Genomic DNA, 17373 nt, shown 5'->3' with positions numbered 1-17373 from the left:
TCCCAGTCCCCATCAACAGGTTTCTCTCCGGAGGCAATCCATTCCCCGGATATCCGGCTTATCCATCCTTACTGTAATATACCACGTGGTGAAAGCGCAGCGCCTCCCCAGGGACCATGGGCAAGAGTCAGTGCACGACAGACCGATTGGCCAAATTTCTCTCATTGTTCAAGGGCATCTGGTACGGCGGATTTTCAGGTTGCCCCCATGTCGATCGTTGCGCTCAATCTAGGGAAACCTCTGTCTCTGGAAATCAGGGATGTCCCAGGTTCCGCAGTAACGACCGTTCTCTGTTGTGACGACTTGGCCTTACCGGCCCAGATATGTATCCTTGGTGAGATTGACGGGGATTTAGAGTAATGGAAAAGAACAATACCTGGGTTATATCGACCGATAGTTTTTAACCTGCTTATCCTGGCGGTGCGATGGCAGGTCCCACCGGCTCCTGATGAACTCTCATAATGGTCTGCCCATAATCCGGGGCCACAGGGCAATTGGTGCAATGGAAATGAAGGCAGCTGTTCCCAACACCGCCCGTTGTTTTGTAAAAGATAACAAAAGAGCCCCAGTTGAATGCTGAAAAACAACCGGGGCATAAAACGAAAAATACCATGTCGGACATGATTTTCCCAATATACCGAAAATTCCCCAGAACCATGACGGGCCGGGGAATCGTCTGAAAGGAAACGTATTCCTGATAGCTGTCCCTATGCCACAGACAAAGATTGCTGGAAATGGTTTGCAATGGGACCGGCTTTGACCGAGCAAAGTACCTGTGGACAAAAAAACCTGACAGGAGGCTATTCCGTCAGGTCCTTTTGATTTTCCTTCAAAGGTTGTAAAAGAGATTGTCAAAATACGCAAAAATTTCCGAAATGCAAAACGGCTGCCGTCCATATCCGGACCATTTTGCCTTCTGGGTCCAATAAGGTATACTTTTTTCATGGTTAACCGCCGCCCCTATGAAGGACGGTACATTTTGAGATGATACAAGGATCTTCCAGGGCATTACGTGTTGGGGTGGTCATGGACATGACTGCTGGAGAATTTCAAAATTTAATATTTTTCCAACCTTTTTGCCCGTTAAGGTTTCATAGATAGGAAGCACAATTCTAGATCCTGTTTCCATCGTTTAGTGCCCTGGAAATAATCAGGGGAAACATTATAAATATTAATAGCTATGAACAGGAAAAATTCAAGCAGGAGCAATTCGAGAGGTTCTTCAACAGGGAACCGGGAACATTCAATGGAAGACATCTATCAGTTGGGATACAGCCATGGATTCCGCGATGCATCCAACGATGAGGATTATGATGATGATTTCGATGAAGAGGATTTCGATGATTATGATGATGAGGACTATGATGATTATGATCGAGATTATGATGAAGAGGATAACGATGACGATGACGATGATAGATCAGACGGCAGGGGATCCAATAGGAGAAGGGACAGTGACGGCAGGTTCACCTCTGGGAGCTCACGTTCTTCATCCGGTAGGGGGAGAAACGGTTCGGGAAGTTCCGGAAGTGGCAATTCCGGCCGCGGTTCCTCATCTAGAGGTCGTTCGAGCTCATCGAGTTCCTCATCCGGTTCTGGGTCATCGAGAAGCTCCAGCTCCGGAACAAGCAAGCGAGGTTTTGCTTCCATGAGCAAGGCCGAAAGGACCAGGATCGCCCGGATGGGTGGGGAAGCTTCACATGGAGGCGGACGCCGCTCCGGACGTTCTGGAATTGGCGGGAGAAGAAATTCCTAATAAATCCATTTTTTTAACATGTGCCCCTACCTAGGGGCATTTGTAACTTAAACGAAAGAACACATATGGCAAAGACAGAATTGCAGCAGAAAGCAAAGAAAGGAACAGATGATTCCAAAAAAGACGATAATACCCCAACAATTTCATCATCAAAAAACAGCGCTGAAAAGAAAACCCCCTTATATGATCTCTTTCTGTCCGGATTGAAGGATATCCTGTATGCAGAGAACAAATTGGTGGATGCGCTCCAGGAAATGGAGCAGGCCGCAACGACAGAGGAACTCAAGGATGCTTTTGAAGACCACTACCTCTTGACGAAAAAGCACGTCAGCAGGTTGAAGAAAATATTTGAGAGACTTGGCGAAAATGAGGAGAGCAAGGAATGCAAGGCAATGGATGGACTTATTGAAGAAGCCAGGGAAATTATCAAATCCACTCAAGAGGGTTCGGTCACACGTGACGTAGCATTGATCATCGCTGCCCAAAAAGTTGAGCATTATGAAATTGCAACGTATGGAGGTCTGGCACAGATAGCCATTACGTTGGGGCTTGATAAAGTAGCCGATATCCTCGAAAAGACATTGCAGGAAGAGGAAGAAACCGACGAAACCTTAACGGATATTGCGGAATCCCATATTAATCCGGAGGCAGAAAAGGAAGATTAAGGAGCCAAGGAACAACAATTGGTTCATTTTTCACTCTATATCCAAACGTCCATTCATGTGGCTGGACGTTTGCTCTCCGGTGGCCAATCGAAAGCATAATCGCTACGTTAACGGTTTTCTGGCGGGCATCAGTACGGAGCGCCTTTTCGGGTGGCGATTGCCGCGCATTTGGCTGCCCTTTAAACTGTCCCTAATCAAAAAAGCGCAATTAGGATCAGCCGCCAGTATAGACATCTGGATTCCCAGGTCAATTACTTCCTCACCGATCTTTATCAGCCACTGTTTACCGTCCACCGTGTACATTGTCCACATTTCACCCCGAATCTCATTTATCTGTGAGTCCGGGGAATAGAACGGTCTACCTTCTGCCGTAACCGGAAAAGTTATTTTTTTTCGATTGGTCTCAATTCCTTCCTGCAAGAGTCTCTTTGCAGCCGACAGCACTGTTTCTATGGGTATCTTTTTCATAAGCCTTATATTGGTTGTCAATGTACATGCGTGTCTCAGGATAATGTGATTTGACTTCCACGGCACCCTATGGTCATAAAAATTCCCCGGTCCTATGGGTTACCGGGGTCAATGGACGATCTCCCAATAGGGATTGTTAACCGCGAGCTTACCGATTTCATTGCTGATGTGCAATATTTCAACCTGTCCTGAAAAAATTGCCACCTATAAAGGGGATTTATAGGCGGCAGGGTATTCTTAAGTTGTTACTTGTTCACATTGAACAATCCAGCCAGGTAATTGTTCTCTAGAAACGATCAATTTATATTCCCGCAGGGAGGACCTTAAATGGGGCCCTTGAGAATTCCGGTCTTTTATTTGGACCATGGAGCCTTGGCAGGGTACGAAAATACCGGAATATGCAAGAGAATTGCCCACAGACCTTCCAAGGGTAACACGCAGGAACTGCTCCGTTGAATTAACCGTAAAATGTAACGCTAAAGAAATGACAAAAGAACATATCAGCCAATTGATGGAACAAGGTTACCATATAATTGAATTCGGTGTCCCCAGGAAAGTTGAAGGTGATCTCTGGGAGTATCTTTCTGGCCTGGACGGTGAACTCCTCGAAATTTTTATACTGGAGGAACTGCTGACATGGGACGATGTGCAGCTGGAAAAGATTTACCTTAGGTTAACCTGAAAATACCCACGTTTTCCATTTTCGAAAAAAGTCGGGGAAATACCCTGGGTAATGTTATAGGCGGGTAGCCGGGAGAATTGCAGGGAAATACGCTCCGCAATTTTTTCTGGGTGCCCCTAAAGCTGTGCCTTGTCCGGTAGTTCTTTGGAAACAGGCATTAGTTCAAATGGATAAGCAGCCTTTGCTAGAACTACAATTTGGTCCGCTCAGCATAAAGCCCCGTGCCCAAAGGCATCCATTAATATAAGTTCCTGAACCTGCCCAATGTTTGGTTGAAGGTCCACTGGGTGCAGTTACATGGAATCCTTTCCGAAATGGTCCGTCTAAAACCCTCAATTGGGCTTTCAAGGGACATGCCCCGCAAAGAGTTAGCCCTGTTTGCGGTATGACCGGAATTATCATGTCATTTTCCATTTCAGGATTCCCAAGGGGGCATTCCATCTATGTGACCGTATTACCAGATTTGCACCATAGGACGGTCCACATTCCCCGGGACTGGACCCCAACAATCCGATATTGGCGAACCAGGTCCCCACCGGCAGCCATTCTGTGGGTATGATGGCCTTCCCCTGGATGGATCCATTGGTAGGCATGCCCAATTTCATGGTGGCACCCCTGATGCGCCATCGATCCTTGCCCATCTATCTTGCATGCTTCCCCTTATCGGTCCTCTCTAAGTCCTTGGCATCTAGTATTGCCAACAGTAATAGGTAATAGCCTTTTTCCAGTCCTAGTTCCTTTGCTTTCTTTTCGATCTTGTCCATTTCCATGCGATTAAATTTATAAGTTGTTCAGTCCCCGGGTTAAGTGCAAATCCGGTACTAATATCCGCGGATTAGCTACTTGTGAAATGAATTTTATGATAAAGAAAGCTGCCATTGGCTGTTGTGCAAGCAGTGTTCACTATGAGGAAAAATTGTTTCCCTGTTTTTGGTATTGGCTCTCTTGTGACGTCCTAAAAAAAGGACAGTTAGGTGCGTCCATGTTCAGCTGTTCCGCATCACAGCGCCCTTTCCCAAAGCCTGGCATTAGCCGGACCTATGTGGCTATGCCGGCCCAAAAGCCCGGTCCCGCCACCGTCCTGGCAAAATCTGTGATCTACCGCAGGAGGCCCCTCTGTCCTCAGGGATTTCCTTGCCAGTAGGGGGGACCCCCGGCCAATTGCGGCGGTACAGAAAACATCAGGATATCCATATGCAAGAAAGGACTTCTTTGGCGCCGTCTGGTTTGAGGGTAGGGCGGTGAACATTTTGTCCGTAGGGTTCACCATTCATGCGCAGTATTGCTATATTTGTTCCTGGGATGATTAAAAGAGAGACCATAGAGAAAGTACTGGACGCAGCTCGGATCGAAGAGGTGGTCGGAGATTTTGTCGATCTCAAAAAGAGAGGGACATCCCTGATCGGGAACTGTCCATTCCACAATGAGAAAACGCCTTCCTTCCATGTGTCGGTATCGAAAGGGATCTATAAGTGTTTCGGCTGTGGGGCAGGGGGAGATTCCCTAAAGTTCGTGATGGAGCATGAGAAGTATGCCTATCCCGAAGCCATTCGCTATTTGGCCAAGAAATACAATATTCCAATCGAGGAAGTCGAGCGAAGTCCCGCCCAGCTTGCCGCCCAGGATAAAAGAGAGAGCCTGTACGTCCTGAGCCAGTGGGCAGCCAGGTATTTCAAGGCCCAGATCTGGGAAACCGACCTTGGCAGGAGCATCGGCCTGAGCTATTTCCGCGAACGCGGATATCGGGACGAGACCATTCAAAAGTTCGATCTGGGGTACTCTCCTGAAGCATGGACAAGTTTGGTGGACGCCGCATTTACAGAAGGGTTCAGCAAGGAATACCTTGCCGAGGTCGGCCTTGCCGTGGAGCGTGATGACAAGTCCCTGTACGATCGCTTCCGTGGCCGGGTAATCTTCCCTATCCATAACCTCACTGGCCGTGTCATTGGATTTGGAGGGAGGACCCTCAAGACGGACAGGAACGTCCCTAAGTACGTGAACTCTCCTGAATCCGAGATCTACCATAAATCCAATGTCCTTTACGGATTGCATTTAGCAAAGAAAGCGATCTCCGAGCAGGATATGTGTTACTTGGTTGAAGGTTATGCCGATGTGCTCTCGTGCCACCAGGCGGGCGTGGAGAACGTAGTCTCCTCCTCAGGGACATCCCTCACGACAGGCCAGATCAAACTGATTTCCCGGTACACTAAGAACGTCGTCATCCTGTACGATGGGGACGAAGCGGGGATCAAGGCATCCATGCGGGGGACCGATATGCTATTGGAAGAAGGCCTGAACGTCAAGGTCCTGCTGTTTCCTGATGGGAATGACCCAGACTCCTACGTTCAGAAATATGGAGCATCCGCTTTCAAGGAGCATATCGAAAAACATCAGGAAGACTTTGTTTTCTATAAGACCAACATCTTATTACGAGACGCCAAGGAAGATCCTATCAAGCGAGCGGAAGTGATCCGAGAAGTCGTAAACAGTATTGCACTTATCCCCGATGAGATCAAGGTATCTGTGTACCTCCGCCAATGTAGCGGACTGTTGGACATTGAAGAACGCGTCCTGCTTACCGAACTTAACAAGATCCGGATGGATAAGGCTAAGGCAAGGGATAGAAAGGCAGCAAGTGCAGCTCCTGAACCTAGTCCAGATTACCCAGCGGATGATTTTATTCCGGCAGAGATGCTTGCTGCGATGGCCGCCGAGGGAATTGCTGTTCCAGAGCCCAAGGTAAATCAGGTAACTTCCGAAATCCTGATGGAAAGGGAGCTTGTGCGCGTACTGCTGAACTATGGGCGTGAGCTCGTGACCTGGGAAGGGGATGGCGATATCCCGGTGGCCCCCTATCTATTGGCGAGCATGGATGACGTGAGCTTCCAGGACAGGGCCAGCCTCAAGATCATCGAAGAGTTCAAGAAGCAGGCTGGAAACTTTGAGGTACCTGAAGCCAAGTTCTTCTTCTCCCATGAGGATGGAGAAGTTTCCAGGTTGGCCGTTGACAGCATTGCCACAAGATACGAGATCAGCCCCAACTGGAACGACGATAAGCGCAAGATCTTCGTGCCTGAGGAAAAAGATCAATTGAAGGACCTGGTCAACCAATTGATCTATAGGGTGAAGAAGAACAAGATCGAACAGGAGATGCACAGGATCAGGGAAGAACTCAAAACATGCAGTGACCCCGATGACATGCTTCTGTTGATCGCCAAATACCAGAAGCTGAAGGAAGGCGAGAAACTGTTGGGCGATTTTCTCGGAAATACGATCGTAAAATAATTAAAATTGACCGCCAGGACCCTTGGGCAAAAGGTAGAGAATTAGCGGTTTCATTTAAAATGATCGGTTTTCAGATTATTGGACCAAAATGGCGGGATAAAAAAACTAACGGTAGATATTATCGCCCACGATAATGGGTTTTGGTATTTTCGCAAGTGAAAGCATGGTCCCATTCGGCATTTGGTGCCGAAAGGGATATGGCCAGATCACAGCACAAAAATACAATGAGCGGGGCAAAAGAAGCCCATTTCAGGCAATACTGAAACCGTGGAGTAACCGGGTTGGATGTCATGACCCTTATCGAGGGTGGGCCAACATACATAAAAGACGAATTTTGGAACTATTGATATGAACAACAAACTAAAGCTTAGCATCCGGGCACTGACTGCCCTTTCCATTTCCTTGGTCATTGGTTGTAAGACCCAACAGAGCAAGGTTGAATTTCTCAACCCCACCGATGACAGCAAGGTCCTGAAAGGGGAGAAGGTGCAAGTGAAGTTGAAATTTCCTGATGCAGCGGTAGACTCGGTCGTCTATTCGGTGGACGGTGATATCTTTGACCGCAGGACCGACACGACAGCGGTCGTGTTTGATACCGAGGCCTATAGCTATGGAAATAAGAGATTGAGTGCAAAGGTGTATTCCGGGGGCAAAGAGGATATCGCATACAGCGAGGTCTTGGTCGTACCGCCCGCTCCAAAGCAATACGCTTTTGAAGTGGTAAATACCTATCCGCACGATCAGGGAGCCTTTACCCAGGGGCTATTCTTCGAAAACGGGACCTTATATGAAACTACCGGTCAGTTAGGCGAATCTACCCTGCGGAAAGTGGAACTCTCAACAGGAAAGGTCCTTCAGAGAGCGGACCTGGCCGCTGATGAATTCGGTGAGGGCATGACCGTAGTTGGAAATAACATGTACGTACTGACCTGGCAGAACAACAAGGGACATGTATATGATAAAGATACTTTCAAGCTATTGAAGTCCTTTGATTACCGGAACAGCAAAGAAGGCTGGGGCCTGACAAATGACGGCAAACGGTTCATCAAATCCGACGGATCCAACAATCTATACTTCTTGGATCAAGCAACATTGGAAGAAACAGGTTCCATAGCCGTATTTGACGATAACGGTCCCGTTGAAAAATTGAACGAATTGGAATTCATTGACGGAAAGGTCTATGCAAACCTCTATTACGGCGACAGGGACGAAATGGTGATCATCGATCCTGAGACCGGAATCGTTGAGGGCAGGATCAACTTTGTTGGCCTATATAGCGATAACCGCGCTCCTTATGATAATGAGATGAACGGGATAGCCTATAAACCGGACAGCAAAACCTTATTGGTAACAGGAAAGCACTGGACCAAATTGTTCGAGGTCCGCCTAAAGGAGCGCTAGATCAATCTGTTCTCTGTCGTTATCTTGATCAGCGACATCATGTTTTTTGTTTTGAACTTGCTCATCATCCTTTTCCTATGGGTCTCGATGGTGAGCGGGGACAGAAACAGTTCCTCCGCAATCTGGACCGATGTCTTCCCTAAAGCGATCAGTTTCAGGATTTCAGTCTCCCTTTTCGTCAGCTTGGGTAACAAGGGCAGGTCGGAACCTGTCGGATTGGCGATGATCTCCTGGACGGCAGAGCTGAATACCATCTGTTTGTTCACCGCCCGGTCCAGGCATTTTTCCAGTTCCACGATATCAATGTTCTTGAGCAGGTAACCTGAAGCTCCGTTCTGCATGAGCTGAAGGATCACGCTGCGCTCCGTATGGTTGCTCAGGCCCAGGATGATCACATCCGGAGCGATCCGCTTGATCTCCAAACAGAGGTCTAAACCGTTGATATCGGGAAGCGAGATGTCCAGCAGGACAATATCCACCGGGTCGGTGCGAAGGAATTGCAACAGTTCATTACCCTTGGTAAAGGTGGCGCTCACCTCATAGGACCTAATGCGGCCCAAGAGGCTGACCAACCCCTGTAGGATTAGCGAGTGATCATCGACAATGGCTATGCTATAGGCAGAATTGTACATGTTATGAGGGAAAGTTGTCAAATAATGATCCTAAAGATAGCCAAGTTCCCGGCAAAATGGATGGCCGATCTGAAATATCCCTGTTTACGGGTACACCGGGGTTTGCGGTCAATTAAGGTCTGATGCTCCCTTTGGGCACCATAAACTCCACCTTTCCTTTCAAAGGTTCAAATTCCAGCCTGTGCGACTCCTCTATCCGGTCAGGAAAAAGTATACCGTAGAGATGGTCTACCTCATGCTGGAATATCACGGCCGTAAAGCCTTCGATCAGTTCCTCCTTCACGTTGCCCCTGCGGTCGATATGCTGCAATTTGATTGCGTAGCTTCGCTTTACGTCCTGTTTCAGGTCGGGAATCGACAGACAGCCCTCGGCCCCCAGACGGGTAAGCTTCGACCGCCAGATGATCTTGGGGTTCAGATAAAACTCGAAAGGTTCGCCCTTTTTGTCCAGACGCTGTACCCAAATGACATTTTTGCTGATGCCGACCTGGGGGCCCGCAATCCCAACCCCGCGATGTTCCGGGGCCCTGACCGTAAGCAGCATCCTTGCCGCAAGCCTGTCCAGTAGTGGATCATCAAATTTAATGTCCTCAGAAGGTCTCTTCAGGACCGCCGACTCCCTTTCATCTGTAATCTGGTAAACGTGCATCAAGCTGTTCTGATCAGCGTCATTGATCAAAGATTTTTCAAAATCGTTAAAGTTCTTTGCCGTACTCTTATTCACGTTCCTTTCGTTTTTAGGTCCTTTGTACTTTTTCTCTCCCGCTTCGATCGCAGCATCCAAAACATTGTCCTTTGGAGGCTGAGGGCATCGGTATCCGTTGCTGTATGCGCAGTAGGGATTATATGCCCTGTTGAAATCGATCGTTATCTTTCCATCCTCAATGTCTGAAATGCTCAGGTCCAGATAACGGCCGCCCTCATAGGAGGTCTCTCCAGTGGTACTGTCCATGAAAGGAACAAAAAGGTGGTTTTTATAGGTCGCATTCTGGAATAGCGCCACACTTTGGTAAGCCGTGAGCCTGTGTTCCTTCCCATTGAGTTCAAAGCTCAAAAGTCCATACCTCCTGTACTCGTTTGATGTACCATCATAAGTTGGCATCCTGAAGGTAGGCTCGTTGAAAAGCTGCTCTACCCTTGCCGTAACGACATAATCTCGTTTTGCAGGATAGAAGGTCACATATTCAACCTGATCTTTTCGCAAGGGACCAAATTCATCCTTTGCCATTTCCTGGATCTGTCTGTCCCTATAGGACTGGATTTCCTGTTCCAAGGATTGGGCCATAAGAACAAACGGTGCAAAAAAGCTGATGAAATAGATAAATACTTTCATTTTTTGAATAAATATCTATCAAATGTATAGATATTTTGCGATTATCGGATAGGGGTATTCTAAAGTTTAATTGTAATTTTGTGAAAATTGCAGAGACATGAGAATAATGGCGTTTGATTATGGGACAAAGAGAATTGGAATCGCTGTTTCCGACAGCATGCAGATTATTGCAAGCCCATTGACCACCATACACCCAGAGGAAATCTGGGGATTCCTGTCCGGCTACCTTGCCAGCGAAAAAGTGGAAACGTTTGTCATTGGCAGGCCCAGGCAAATGGACGGAACTGCCTCTGGATCTGATCAGCATGTGGTCGGTTTCAGAAGGAAACTCCGCAGGACATATCCCAATATCCCGATTGTAGAGGTGGATGAGAGGTTTACCTCAAAGATTGCCTCCCAGGCAATTGCACAGTCAGGGATGAAAAAAAGCAAGAGACAGGACAAACAGTTGATTGACAAAGTTTCGGCAGTATTGATCCTGCAGACTTATATGGACACCAAATCTTTTTAATATGGCATTGAAGGACATTCAGTTTTTTACGGAGGACATCGATTTTACGATCAAGGAAAAACAAAGGGTTAGGGAATGGATTGGCGCAACGATCAAGGCCGAGGGATTCCGGCGCATAGGGGAGCTGAGCTTTGTTTTCTGTTCAGATGCCTATCTCTTGGAAATCAACAAACAATACCTAGATCATGATACCTTCACTGATATCGTGACCTTTGACTCTTCCGAGGAGCAGGGGGTCATTGCGGGCGATATCTTCATTTCGGTGGAGAGGATCAGGGAGAATGCCCAAAAATTCCATGTTTCCGAGCGCGATGAACTGCACCGTGTGATTATCCATGGGATCCTCCACCTGTGCGGATATGGCGACAAAGGCAAACGGGACAAAGCCCGGATGACCGAAAAGGAGGACCATTACCTATCTGTGAGGGGATTCTGAGGAGCTGCGGCCGAAAGCCGCTTGCCCCCTATATTCCGTTTTGGGCAAACCCTGCGTTCCTTCCATGTTTATCCGGACAGGGCTGTGCAACAGGACAATGCCACCGGAGCATGGGACTGCCAACAAGAGGCAGGCCTATAGGATTTTTGCACATTTTGCCACATCCCCCGTTCGCATATTGCAAAAGCCCAACCTTTTTCGTCCCCAGGGGACAGACATAACTTCCGAAAACTATCCCATAGACCTTTCCAGCGCAAAATAAAGGCCAAAGGTCCGGCACAGGACATTTGTCCCAGCTTGCCGTTGTTCAAGGACCAAAAACAGAAGGACCGAGTTTGATGCCCCCGGCCCATGGAAGTGCAGCATCTGGGTGGTTGCAATAATGCTCTTTCTTGCCCGGTGCAAAATGGCCTGGATGGACCCCTGGACCCGAGCGGAAAAAACCCCCCTAGGAATAGGGAGATCCCTAACATTTACTTTTGAGCCCGATATCCATGCCGCCGTTGGTGCTCAGGGATCCCTAACGTTGTCCATGGCTTGGACCCTACGGCTTTGTTGGCAGGGGCCCGGAAAAGGGAAAGAGGGCCTGGAGGGAAACAGTTAAACAGGTGTGGCATAAACGCCGATAGCAGGAAACAGAAGGTCAACAGTTTCCGTTCCCGAGTATTTTATCCAAAGCGAGGATGAACTACCCGAGGAAGAAAGGGTATTTTGGAACAGGCATTTTTGTGCCCCCGCTTGTTCTTCATTAAACACCATATGAATATCGAAGACATAAAAGTGCTGAAGGGCCCTAACCGCTGGTCCATCAAGCGGACGGACCTCATCCAGGTCACCTTGGACATACAGGAGTATGAATCTCTCCCCAGTAACCAGCTCGAGGGGTTTACCGAAAGGCTCTTCGAGCTTATCCCCTCACTCTATAGCCACCGCTGCTCGGAAGGGCGGGCTGGGGGATTCCTCCAAAGGATGTTGGACGGTACGTGGATGGGGCACATCATGGAACACATTGCGTTGGAGCTACAGTGCCTTGCCGGGATGGAGTGCGGGTTTGGAAGGACCCGCGCTGAAGGCAGGCCCGGGGTGTACTATGTGGTCTTTTCCTACCTATTTCCGAAAGCGGGGGCCTTTGCCGCAGAAGCGGCGGTGGACCTTGCCGATCGCCTTGCCAGAGGACTCCACTTCGACCTTGAACCATGCCTTGCCCGGCTCGCCCAGATCGGCCGGGAGGAAAGGATGGGGCCCAGCACCCAGGCCATTGTAGATGCCGCCACCAGGCGGGGAATCCCATGGAGAAGGCTCGACGAGAACTCACTTGTCATGCTCGGACATGGGATCCACCAGAGGCGCATCCGGGCGACCATGGCCGACAGCACAAGCAACATAGCCGTAGAGACTGTCCAGGACAAACACCTGGCCAAAAAAATTTTGATGGAAAGCTATCTTCCCGTACCGCAAGGAACGGTGATCAGCAATATATCGGGACTGGAGGGAGCCATAGCCCAATTGGGCTATCCCGTAGCCATCAAGCCCCTGGACGGAAACCATGGAAGAGGGGTAAGCTCTCATGTAGTTGACCTTACCTCTGCTAGGAAAGGGTTTGAAAAGGCGAGCAGCCATTCCCATGAGGTAATCGTGGAAAAGCACATCAGGGGCGAGGACTATCGGTTGCTGGTGGTAGGCCACAAACTGGTCGCGGCAGCCAGAAGGACCCCTGCCCATATCATAGGAAATGGACGGGCAACGGTCAGGGAACTTATTGTGGAACAAAATTCCGATCCTCGAAGGGGCAAGGGACATGAGAATTTCCTGACCAGGATCGAGGCGGACCATCAGACCCTTGCCATTCTGGAGGAGAACGGACTTGAAATGGACAGCGTGCTTGCCTTAGGTACCAGGCTTCTGTTGAAATATACGGCCAACCTGTCTACCGGGGGTACCTCGGAGGACGTGACGGGACTGGTCCATCCGCAAACAAAGTCAATGGCCGAAAGGGCATCCAGGATTGTGGGCCTTGATATCTGCGGGATAGACCTTGTGGCCCTGGACATTGAGCGTCCCCTTGGCGGGGGAAATGGAGCGATCATCGAAGTCAATGCCGCCCCCGGGTTGAGGATGCATACCCACCCCACCAAGGGAGATGCCAGGGATGTTGGAAAGGACGTGGTCGATATGCTGTTCCCGGCTGGAGTCCCATTTCGAGTCCCCATTGTTGCTGTTACCGGAACCAACGGAAAGACATCGACAGTCAGACTGCTGGCCCACATGGCGCAGGTGGCTGGTAAAAAAGCAGGCTGCACGACCACCGAAGGGATCTATATCGACGGTCAATGCATAACCGAAGGGGACTGCAGCGGTCCGATAAGCGCCGGAACCGTACTCAGTGATCCCCTCGTCGACTATGCGGTACTTGAATGCGCCAGGGGGGGCATCCTAAGGGCCGGCCTAGGTTTCGACCGTTCTATGGTAAGTATCCTGACCAACATTGCCGAGGATCACCTGGGCCTGGACGGAATTGAGGATGTGGAGGCCCTTGCCATTGTAAAGAGGACTGTACTGGAGACGACACAGCCGGACGGACTTGCCATCATCAATGCAGATGACCCCATTGCGTGCAGGTTGGCAGCGGGCCTGGGCTGCGGGGTGGGATATTTCGGGATGGTGGCATCTCCACTTCTATCCGAACATTTCTCCAAGGGCGGGGCGGTTGCCTATATTGATCAGGGCTGGTTAACGTTGGGCTGGAACGGGATCCTCCAAAAAATAGCCGAAGTAAGGAAAATGCCACTGACAATGGGCGGAAAATACGATTGCATGGTGCAGAACTGCCTTGCCGCTGCACTGGGTGCCAGGGCGTCGGGGATACCAGTAGGCGCAATAGCGGTTGGGCTCTGCACCTTCAATCCCGATGAAAAAATGAACCTTGGACGCATGAACACCTTTCAGCTGGGATCCAACAGGATAATTGTAGACTATGCGCACAATTCCCATGGTTATCGTGAACTGGCAAAATACCTTTCCAGGGTGGGGCCCTGCAGGAAAACGGGAATAATCACGGGAACTGGGGACCGTAGGGACAAGGACATTGCCGAGATAGGTTCGATATGCGCGCAAATCTTCGACAGATTGGTCCTGAGGACCGACCGAAACTGCCGCGGCAGAAAGCCCAAAGAGATTATAGAACTGCTCCTAACGGGCATCAGGGAACGGGACCGCGAAATGGAAGTGGTAATAGAAATTCCGGAAACAATGGCTATTGGTCGCGCACTGGACTCCCTTGAAGAGGGGGAATTGGTCTTCATCAGCAGTGATGACAGCCGCGCCACCCTTGAAATCGTAAAGAATGAAATTTTAAAAAGAAAATCTGGATATAGAAAATATGGAACCTAAGGGAAAGATCTTTCTCATTGGAGGAGCTGAGGAAAGGGCAGGCAATATGCAGCCCGAACGGTCCAAGGAATGCAGTTCGCGTTATGAAATCTTGGGACAGCTGTTGCCATCAAAAAAAATGAACGGACGGATAGAGGTAATAACCTGTGCATCGGGGGTACCCAAGGATATCGCCAGAACCTACGAACGTACCTTTGGGGAGATAGGATATGCTAACGTTGGATTTCTCCACGCGGACCGCCGCTCTGAGGTTTCTGCACAGGATTGGTCGCAGCGAATAGGGGATGCAGAGGTAGTTTTCCTGACAGGGGGCGACCAAGCCAAATTGGCCGCCATACTTGGCGGCAGCAGGCCCTGGGGCACTATTGAGGAAAAATACAGAGAAGATAAGGGCTTTACCGTGGCAGGGACCAGTGCGGGGGCTATGGTCCTCTCCTCTACCATGATCATGGGGGGAGGGAGTTCCGATAGTCATATCGAGACGCCTATCAGGCTAGGCCCCGGCCTGGGGATTGTAGACCACTGCGTTGTGGATACACACTTTGTGGAAAGAGGCAGGTTCGTAAGACTTGCGCGCTCTCTGCTACTAAACCCACGGTACTTGGGACTGGGCCTGGGCGAGGACTCCGCCGTGGTCATAGAGGGTGGCATTAAGGCCACCTGCATAGGTAACGGAATGGTAGTGGTGATCGATTGTTCAGGCGTGACCCAGACCAATAGCGAGGAAATCGATGCGGTAAATTCGATCTATGCACGAGACATCCAGGTCCACCTGCTCATCAAGGGATGCAGCATTGACCTTACGGAAAGAGGCCCGAATTTCTCAAACGGAAGGTGATGGCTGGAAATCTTTCGTGAATCCCCAGACTCAGGAAACCTGTCCAGGTAGGCAAGATTGAATCCCTTTGTGCTCAAAATTGGAAATCCCCTATGAGTTTTTAGAAAATAAATCTTTATTTGCTTCAGCCCCAACCAATCATTGCGCAGTTTGTTCTAATAATTAATAAATCAGTTCACCCCAAAACCGAAAGATATGTTCAGAGATGGAGCCCGAAAAAGTGCGTGGCAGAATGAAGTAAAATGGTACGGTACCGTATTCAGCAAAGATAGAGAATTTGATGCAGTCATTGTAGGTGGGGGCATCACGGGCATCTCCACTGCACTCAAGTTGCAGCAAAAGGGCCTGAAATGCCTTCTCCTGGAAGCAAATAACATAGGGTTTGGAACTACTGGCGGAACAACTGCGCACCTGAACGATTTCTTTGATACCACCTTCAGCTACGCTATCGCGAAGTTTGGCCTTGAGAAAGCCCGATTGCTTGCCCAGGCAGGCCGCGAGGGGTTGAGGACCGTCCAGATGAACGTTGCCGAATATGGGATCGAATGCGACTATGAAGGTAAAACAGCGGAACTCTTTGCGCTGGGGGAGGAACAGGCAAACCAATTGGCGGAAATTGTCGATGGGGCAAGGAAGATAGGATATGAGATGAATTACACGGACAGCATCGAATACCCCTTTCACTTTGAAAGAGCTGTCTCTATACCCGGACAGGCGCAGTTCCACCCCGTAAAGTACATCACGGCATTGGCAGACATATTCGTCGCAAATGGTGGGGCGTTGGCAGAGAACTGCTTATGCAGCTCCTTCAACGAGACCAGCGAAGGGGTCGTAATGGAAACGGGTTTAGGGGAAATTCGTGCAAAGAATGCAGTTTTCGCTACACACACCCCCCCGGGTATAAGCCTCCTGCATTTTACCTGTGCACCCTATAGGAGCTATGTGATCGCGTTCACCCTGAGAGAGGGAACCTTTCCAACCACCCTGGGTTATGACCTAGGCGATCCGTACCATTATTACCGTGTTCATGAGATAGATGAAAAAAAAATGATTATTGCTGGTGGCGAAGACCACAAAACAGGGCATAGTGACGATACAGGAGCATGCTTTTCCCGCCTGGAGGACCATTGCAGGAAGCATTTCCCAGTTGATCAGGTTGAATATGCCTGGTCCAGCCAATATTTCGAGCCGGTCGATGGCCTCCCCTCTATCGGTGTGCTGCCATCCAGCGATGGCCGTATATATGTAGCGACAGGGTTTAGGGGGAATGGGATGACATTTGGTTCGCTTTCTTCTGGGATCCTTTCCGACCTGATCACAGAGGGGGCAAGTAAGTACAAGGAAATTTTCGATCCCAAAAGGTTTAAGCCCAATGCCGGCTTCTCTAACCTCCTGAAGGAGAATGCCACTGTCCTCAAGGACCTACTGGTGGACAAGATTTGGATGGAGCGGGTGCGCTCCCTGGCCGATATCGGTGCGGGTGAGGCTAAGGTCGTCCAGCACCAGGGCAATTCGTATGCGATATTTGCCGAACAGAACGGTAAGCTGCACGTCTTAAGGAGCACATGCCCACATGCAAACTGTGAGGTCCGATGGAATAATGCGGAGCTTTCCTGGGATTGTCCATGTCATGGTTCGCGCTTCAATGTAAACGGGAAGATCCTAAACGGGCCCTCCACAACTCCCCTTGAGCAAATCACGGATCCGGAATTATAAAAAAGCCGGTTATAAAAAATGTGCCGGCACATTTGGAACTCCCTAAGGGAGCAATGTAACCTTTCTTGAGAGTTTTGGGGCAGTCCATAATCTCTAAGGACCCTTGATTTTTGACTTTTTCAAGAACGGTTCAGCGGAAAGCTCCCTGAACCGGCAGGATATTTAAAGGGTCAAGAGAATATTTGCAGCGAGGGAAAAATCATGGATCCTGCCCGATGCACCATCCAGGCCATGATCGAATCGTACAACCTACCTAGCTT

General features: G+C 49.4%; 17 protein-coding genes. 11 read left to right on the top strand and 6 right to left on the bottom strand.

What is annotated here, in order from left to right:
• Positions 1-207 precede the first annotated feature (207 nt).
• Entirely contained in the window at positions 208-360 is a 153-nt protein-coding gene (locus RT138_RS04305; protein ID WP_313189692.1) for a hypothetical protein, read from the top strand.
• A gap of 96 nt (positions 361-456) precedes the next feature.
• On the opposite strand, the gene RT138_RS04300 is transcribed toward RT138_RS04305, so the two are convergent.
• A complete protein-coding gene (locus RT138_RS04300) occupies positions 457-945 on the bottom strand; it encodes a hypothetical protein (protein ID WP_313189691.1) in 489 nt (162 codons plus the stop codon).
• Positions 946-1180: 235 nt separating this feature from the next.
• Between RT138_RS04300 and RT138_RS04295 the strand changes: the two genes are divergently transcribed.
• A complete protein-coding gene (locus RT138_RS04295; protein ID WP_313189690.1) occupies positions 1181-1756 on the top strand; it encodes a KGG domain-containing protein in 576 nt (191 codons plus the stop codon).
• 65 nt (positions 1757-1821) lie between these two features.
• Positions 1822-2421, top strand: coding sequence for a ferritin-like domain-containing protein (locus RT138_RS04290; RefSeq protein ID WP_313189689.1), 600 nt, complete (start codon positions 1822-1824; stop codon positions 2419-2421).
• A gap of 102 nt (positions 2422-2523) precedes the next feature.
• On the opposite strand, the gene RT138_RS04285 is transcribed toward RT138_RS04290, so the two are convergent.
• Positions 2524-2889: a hypothetical protein gene (locus RT138_RS04285; protein WP_313189688.1), complete on the bottom strand. Its 366-nt coding sequence runs from the start codon at positions 2887-2889 to the stop codon at positions 2524-2526.
• A 484-nt stretch (positions 2890-3373) separates the two neighbouring features.
• On the opposite strand from RT138_RS04285, the gene RT138_RS04280 reads away from it, so the two are divergent.
• A complete protein-coding gene (locus RT138_RS04280) occupies positions 3374-3571 on the top strand; it encodes a hypothetical protein (protein ID WP_313189687.1) in 198 nt (65 codons plus the stop codon).
• A gap of 398 nt (positions 3572-3969) precedes the next feature.
• On the opposite strand, the gene RT138_RS04275 is transcribed toward RT138_RS04280, so the two are convergent.
• Together RT138_RS04275 and RT138_RS04270 are read right to left on the bottom strand one after the other, a co-directional pair.
• Positions 3970-4212 (bottom strand): hypothetical protein, encoded by a 243-nt coding sequence (locus RT138_RS04275; protein ID WP_313189686.1) that lies wholly within the window; start codon positions 4210-4212, stop codon positions 3970-3972.
• Positions 4213-4335, bottom strand: a complete 123-nt coding sequence (locus RT138_RS04270; RefSeq protein WP_313189685.1) for a hypothetical protein — start codon at positions 4333-4335, stop codon at positions 4213-4215. It lies immediately after the preceding gene.
• A gap of 538 nt (positions 4336-4873) precedes the next feature.
• Here RT138_RS04270 and dnaG point away from each other — a divergent pair.
• Positions 4874-6856 (top strand): DNA primase, encoded by a 1983-nt coding sequence (gene dnaG / locus RT138_RS04265; RefSeq protein WP_313189684.1) that lies wholly within the window; start codon positions 4874-4876, stop codon positions 6854-6856.
• 348 nt (positions 6857-7204) lie between these two features.
• Positions 7205-8257 (top strand): glutaminyl-peptide cyclotransferase, encoded by a 1053-nt coding sequence (locus tag RT138_RS04260; protein WP_313189683.1) that lies wholly within the window; start codon positions 7205-7207, stop codon positions 8255-8257.
• Here RT138_RS04260 and RT138_RS04255 read toward each other — a convergent pair.
• Both RT138_RS04255 and def read right to left on the bottom strand, forming a co-directional pair.
• Positions 8254-8910 (bottom strand): response regulator transcription factor, encoded by a 657-nt coding sequence (locus RT138_RS04255; RefSeq protein WP_313189682.1) that lies wholly within the window; start codon positions 8908-8910, stop codon positions 8254-8256. The two genes, RT138_RS04260 and RT138_RS04255, sit on opposite strands and share 4 nt — an antisense overlap.
• 91 nt (positions 8911-9001) lie before the next feature.
• Complete coding sequence (gene def, locus RT138_RS04250) at positions 9002-10222, bottom strand: peptide deformylase (RefSeq protein WP_313189681.1); 1221 nt, start codon at positions 10220-10222, stop codon at positions 9002-9004.
• A 97-nt stretch (positions 10223-10319) separates the two neighbouring features.
• Here def and ruvX point away from each other — a divergent pair, with 97 nt between their 5' ends.
• From ruvX to RT138_RS04225, 5 genes are all read left to right on the top strand, one after another.
• Positions 10320-10733, top strand: coding sequence for a Holliday junction resolvase RuvX (gene ruvX / locus RT138_RS04245; protein ID WP_313189680.1), 414 nt, complete (start codon positions 10320-10322; stop codon positions 10731-10733).
• 1 nt (position 10734) lies between these two features.
• Positions 10735-11169, top strand: a complete 435-nt coding sequence (gene ybeY, locus RT138_RS04240; RefSeq protein ID WP_313189679.1) for an rRNA maturation RNase YbeY — start codon at positions 10735-10737, stop codon at positions 11167-11169.
• Positions 11170-11928: 759 nt separating this feature from the next.
• Positions 11929-14559: a cyanophycin synthetase gene (gene cphA, locus RT138_RS04235; protein ID WP_313189678.1), complete on the top strand. Its 2631-nt coding sequence runs from the start codon at positions 11929-11931 to the stop codon at positions 14557-14559.
• Positions 14549-15397, top strand: coding sequence for a cyanophycinase (locus tag RT138_RS04230; RefSeq protein ID WP_313189677.1), 849 nt, complete (start codon positions 14549-14551; stop codon positions 15395-15397). Before cphA ends, RT138_RS04230 begins: the two co-directional genes overlap by 11 nt.
• A gap of 195 nt (positions 15398-15592) precedes the next feature.
• A complete protein-coding gene (locus RT138_RS04225) occupies positions 15593-17113 on the top strand; it encodes an FAD-dependent oxidoreductase (protein WP_313189676.1) in 1521 nt (506 codons plus the stop codon).
• The last annotated feature ends 260 nt before the right edge of the window (positions 17114-17373 follow it).

Origin of the sequence: Sphingobacterium sp. (assembly GCF_032065005.1) — a bacterium.
In the GTDB taxonomy this organism is placed as follows: domain Bacteria; phylum Bacteroidota; class Bacteroidia; order Sphingobacteriales; family Sphingobacteriaceae; genus Sphingobacterium.
This window is presented reverse-complemented; position numbering and strand designations above follow the sequence as displayed.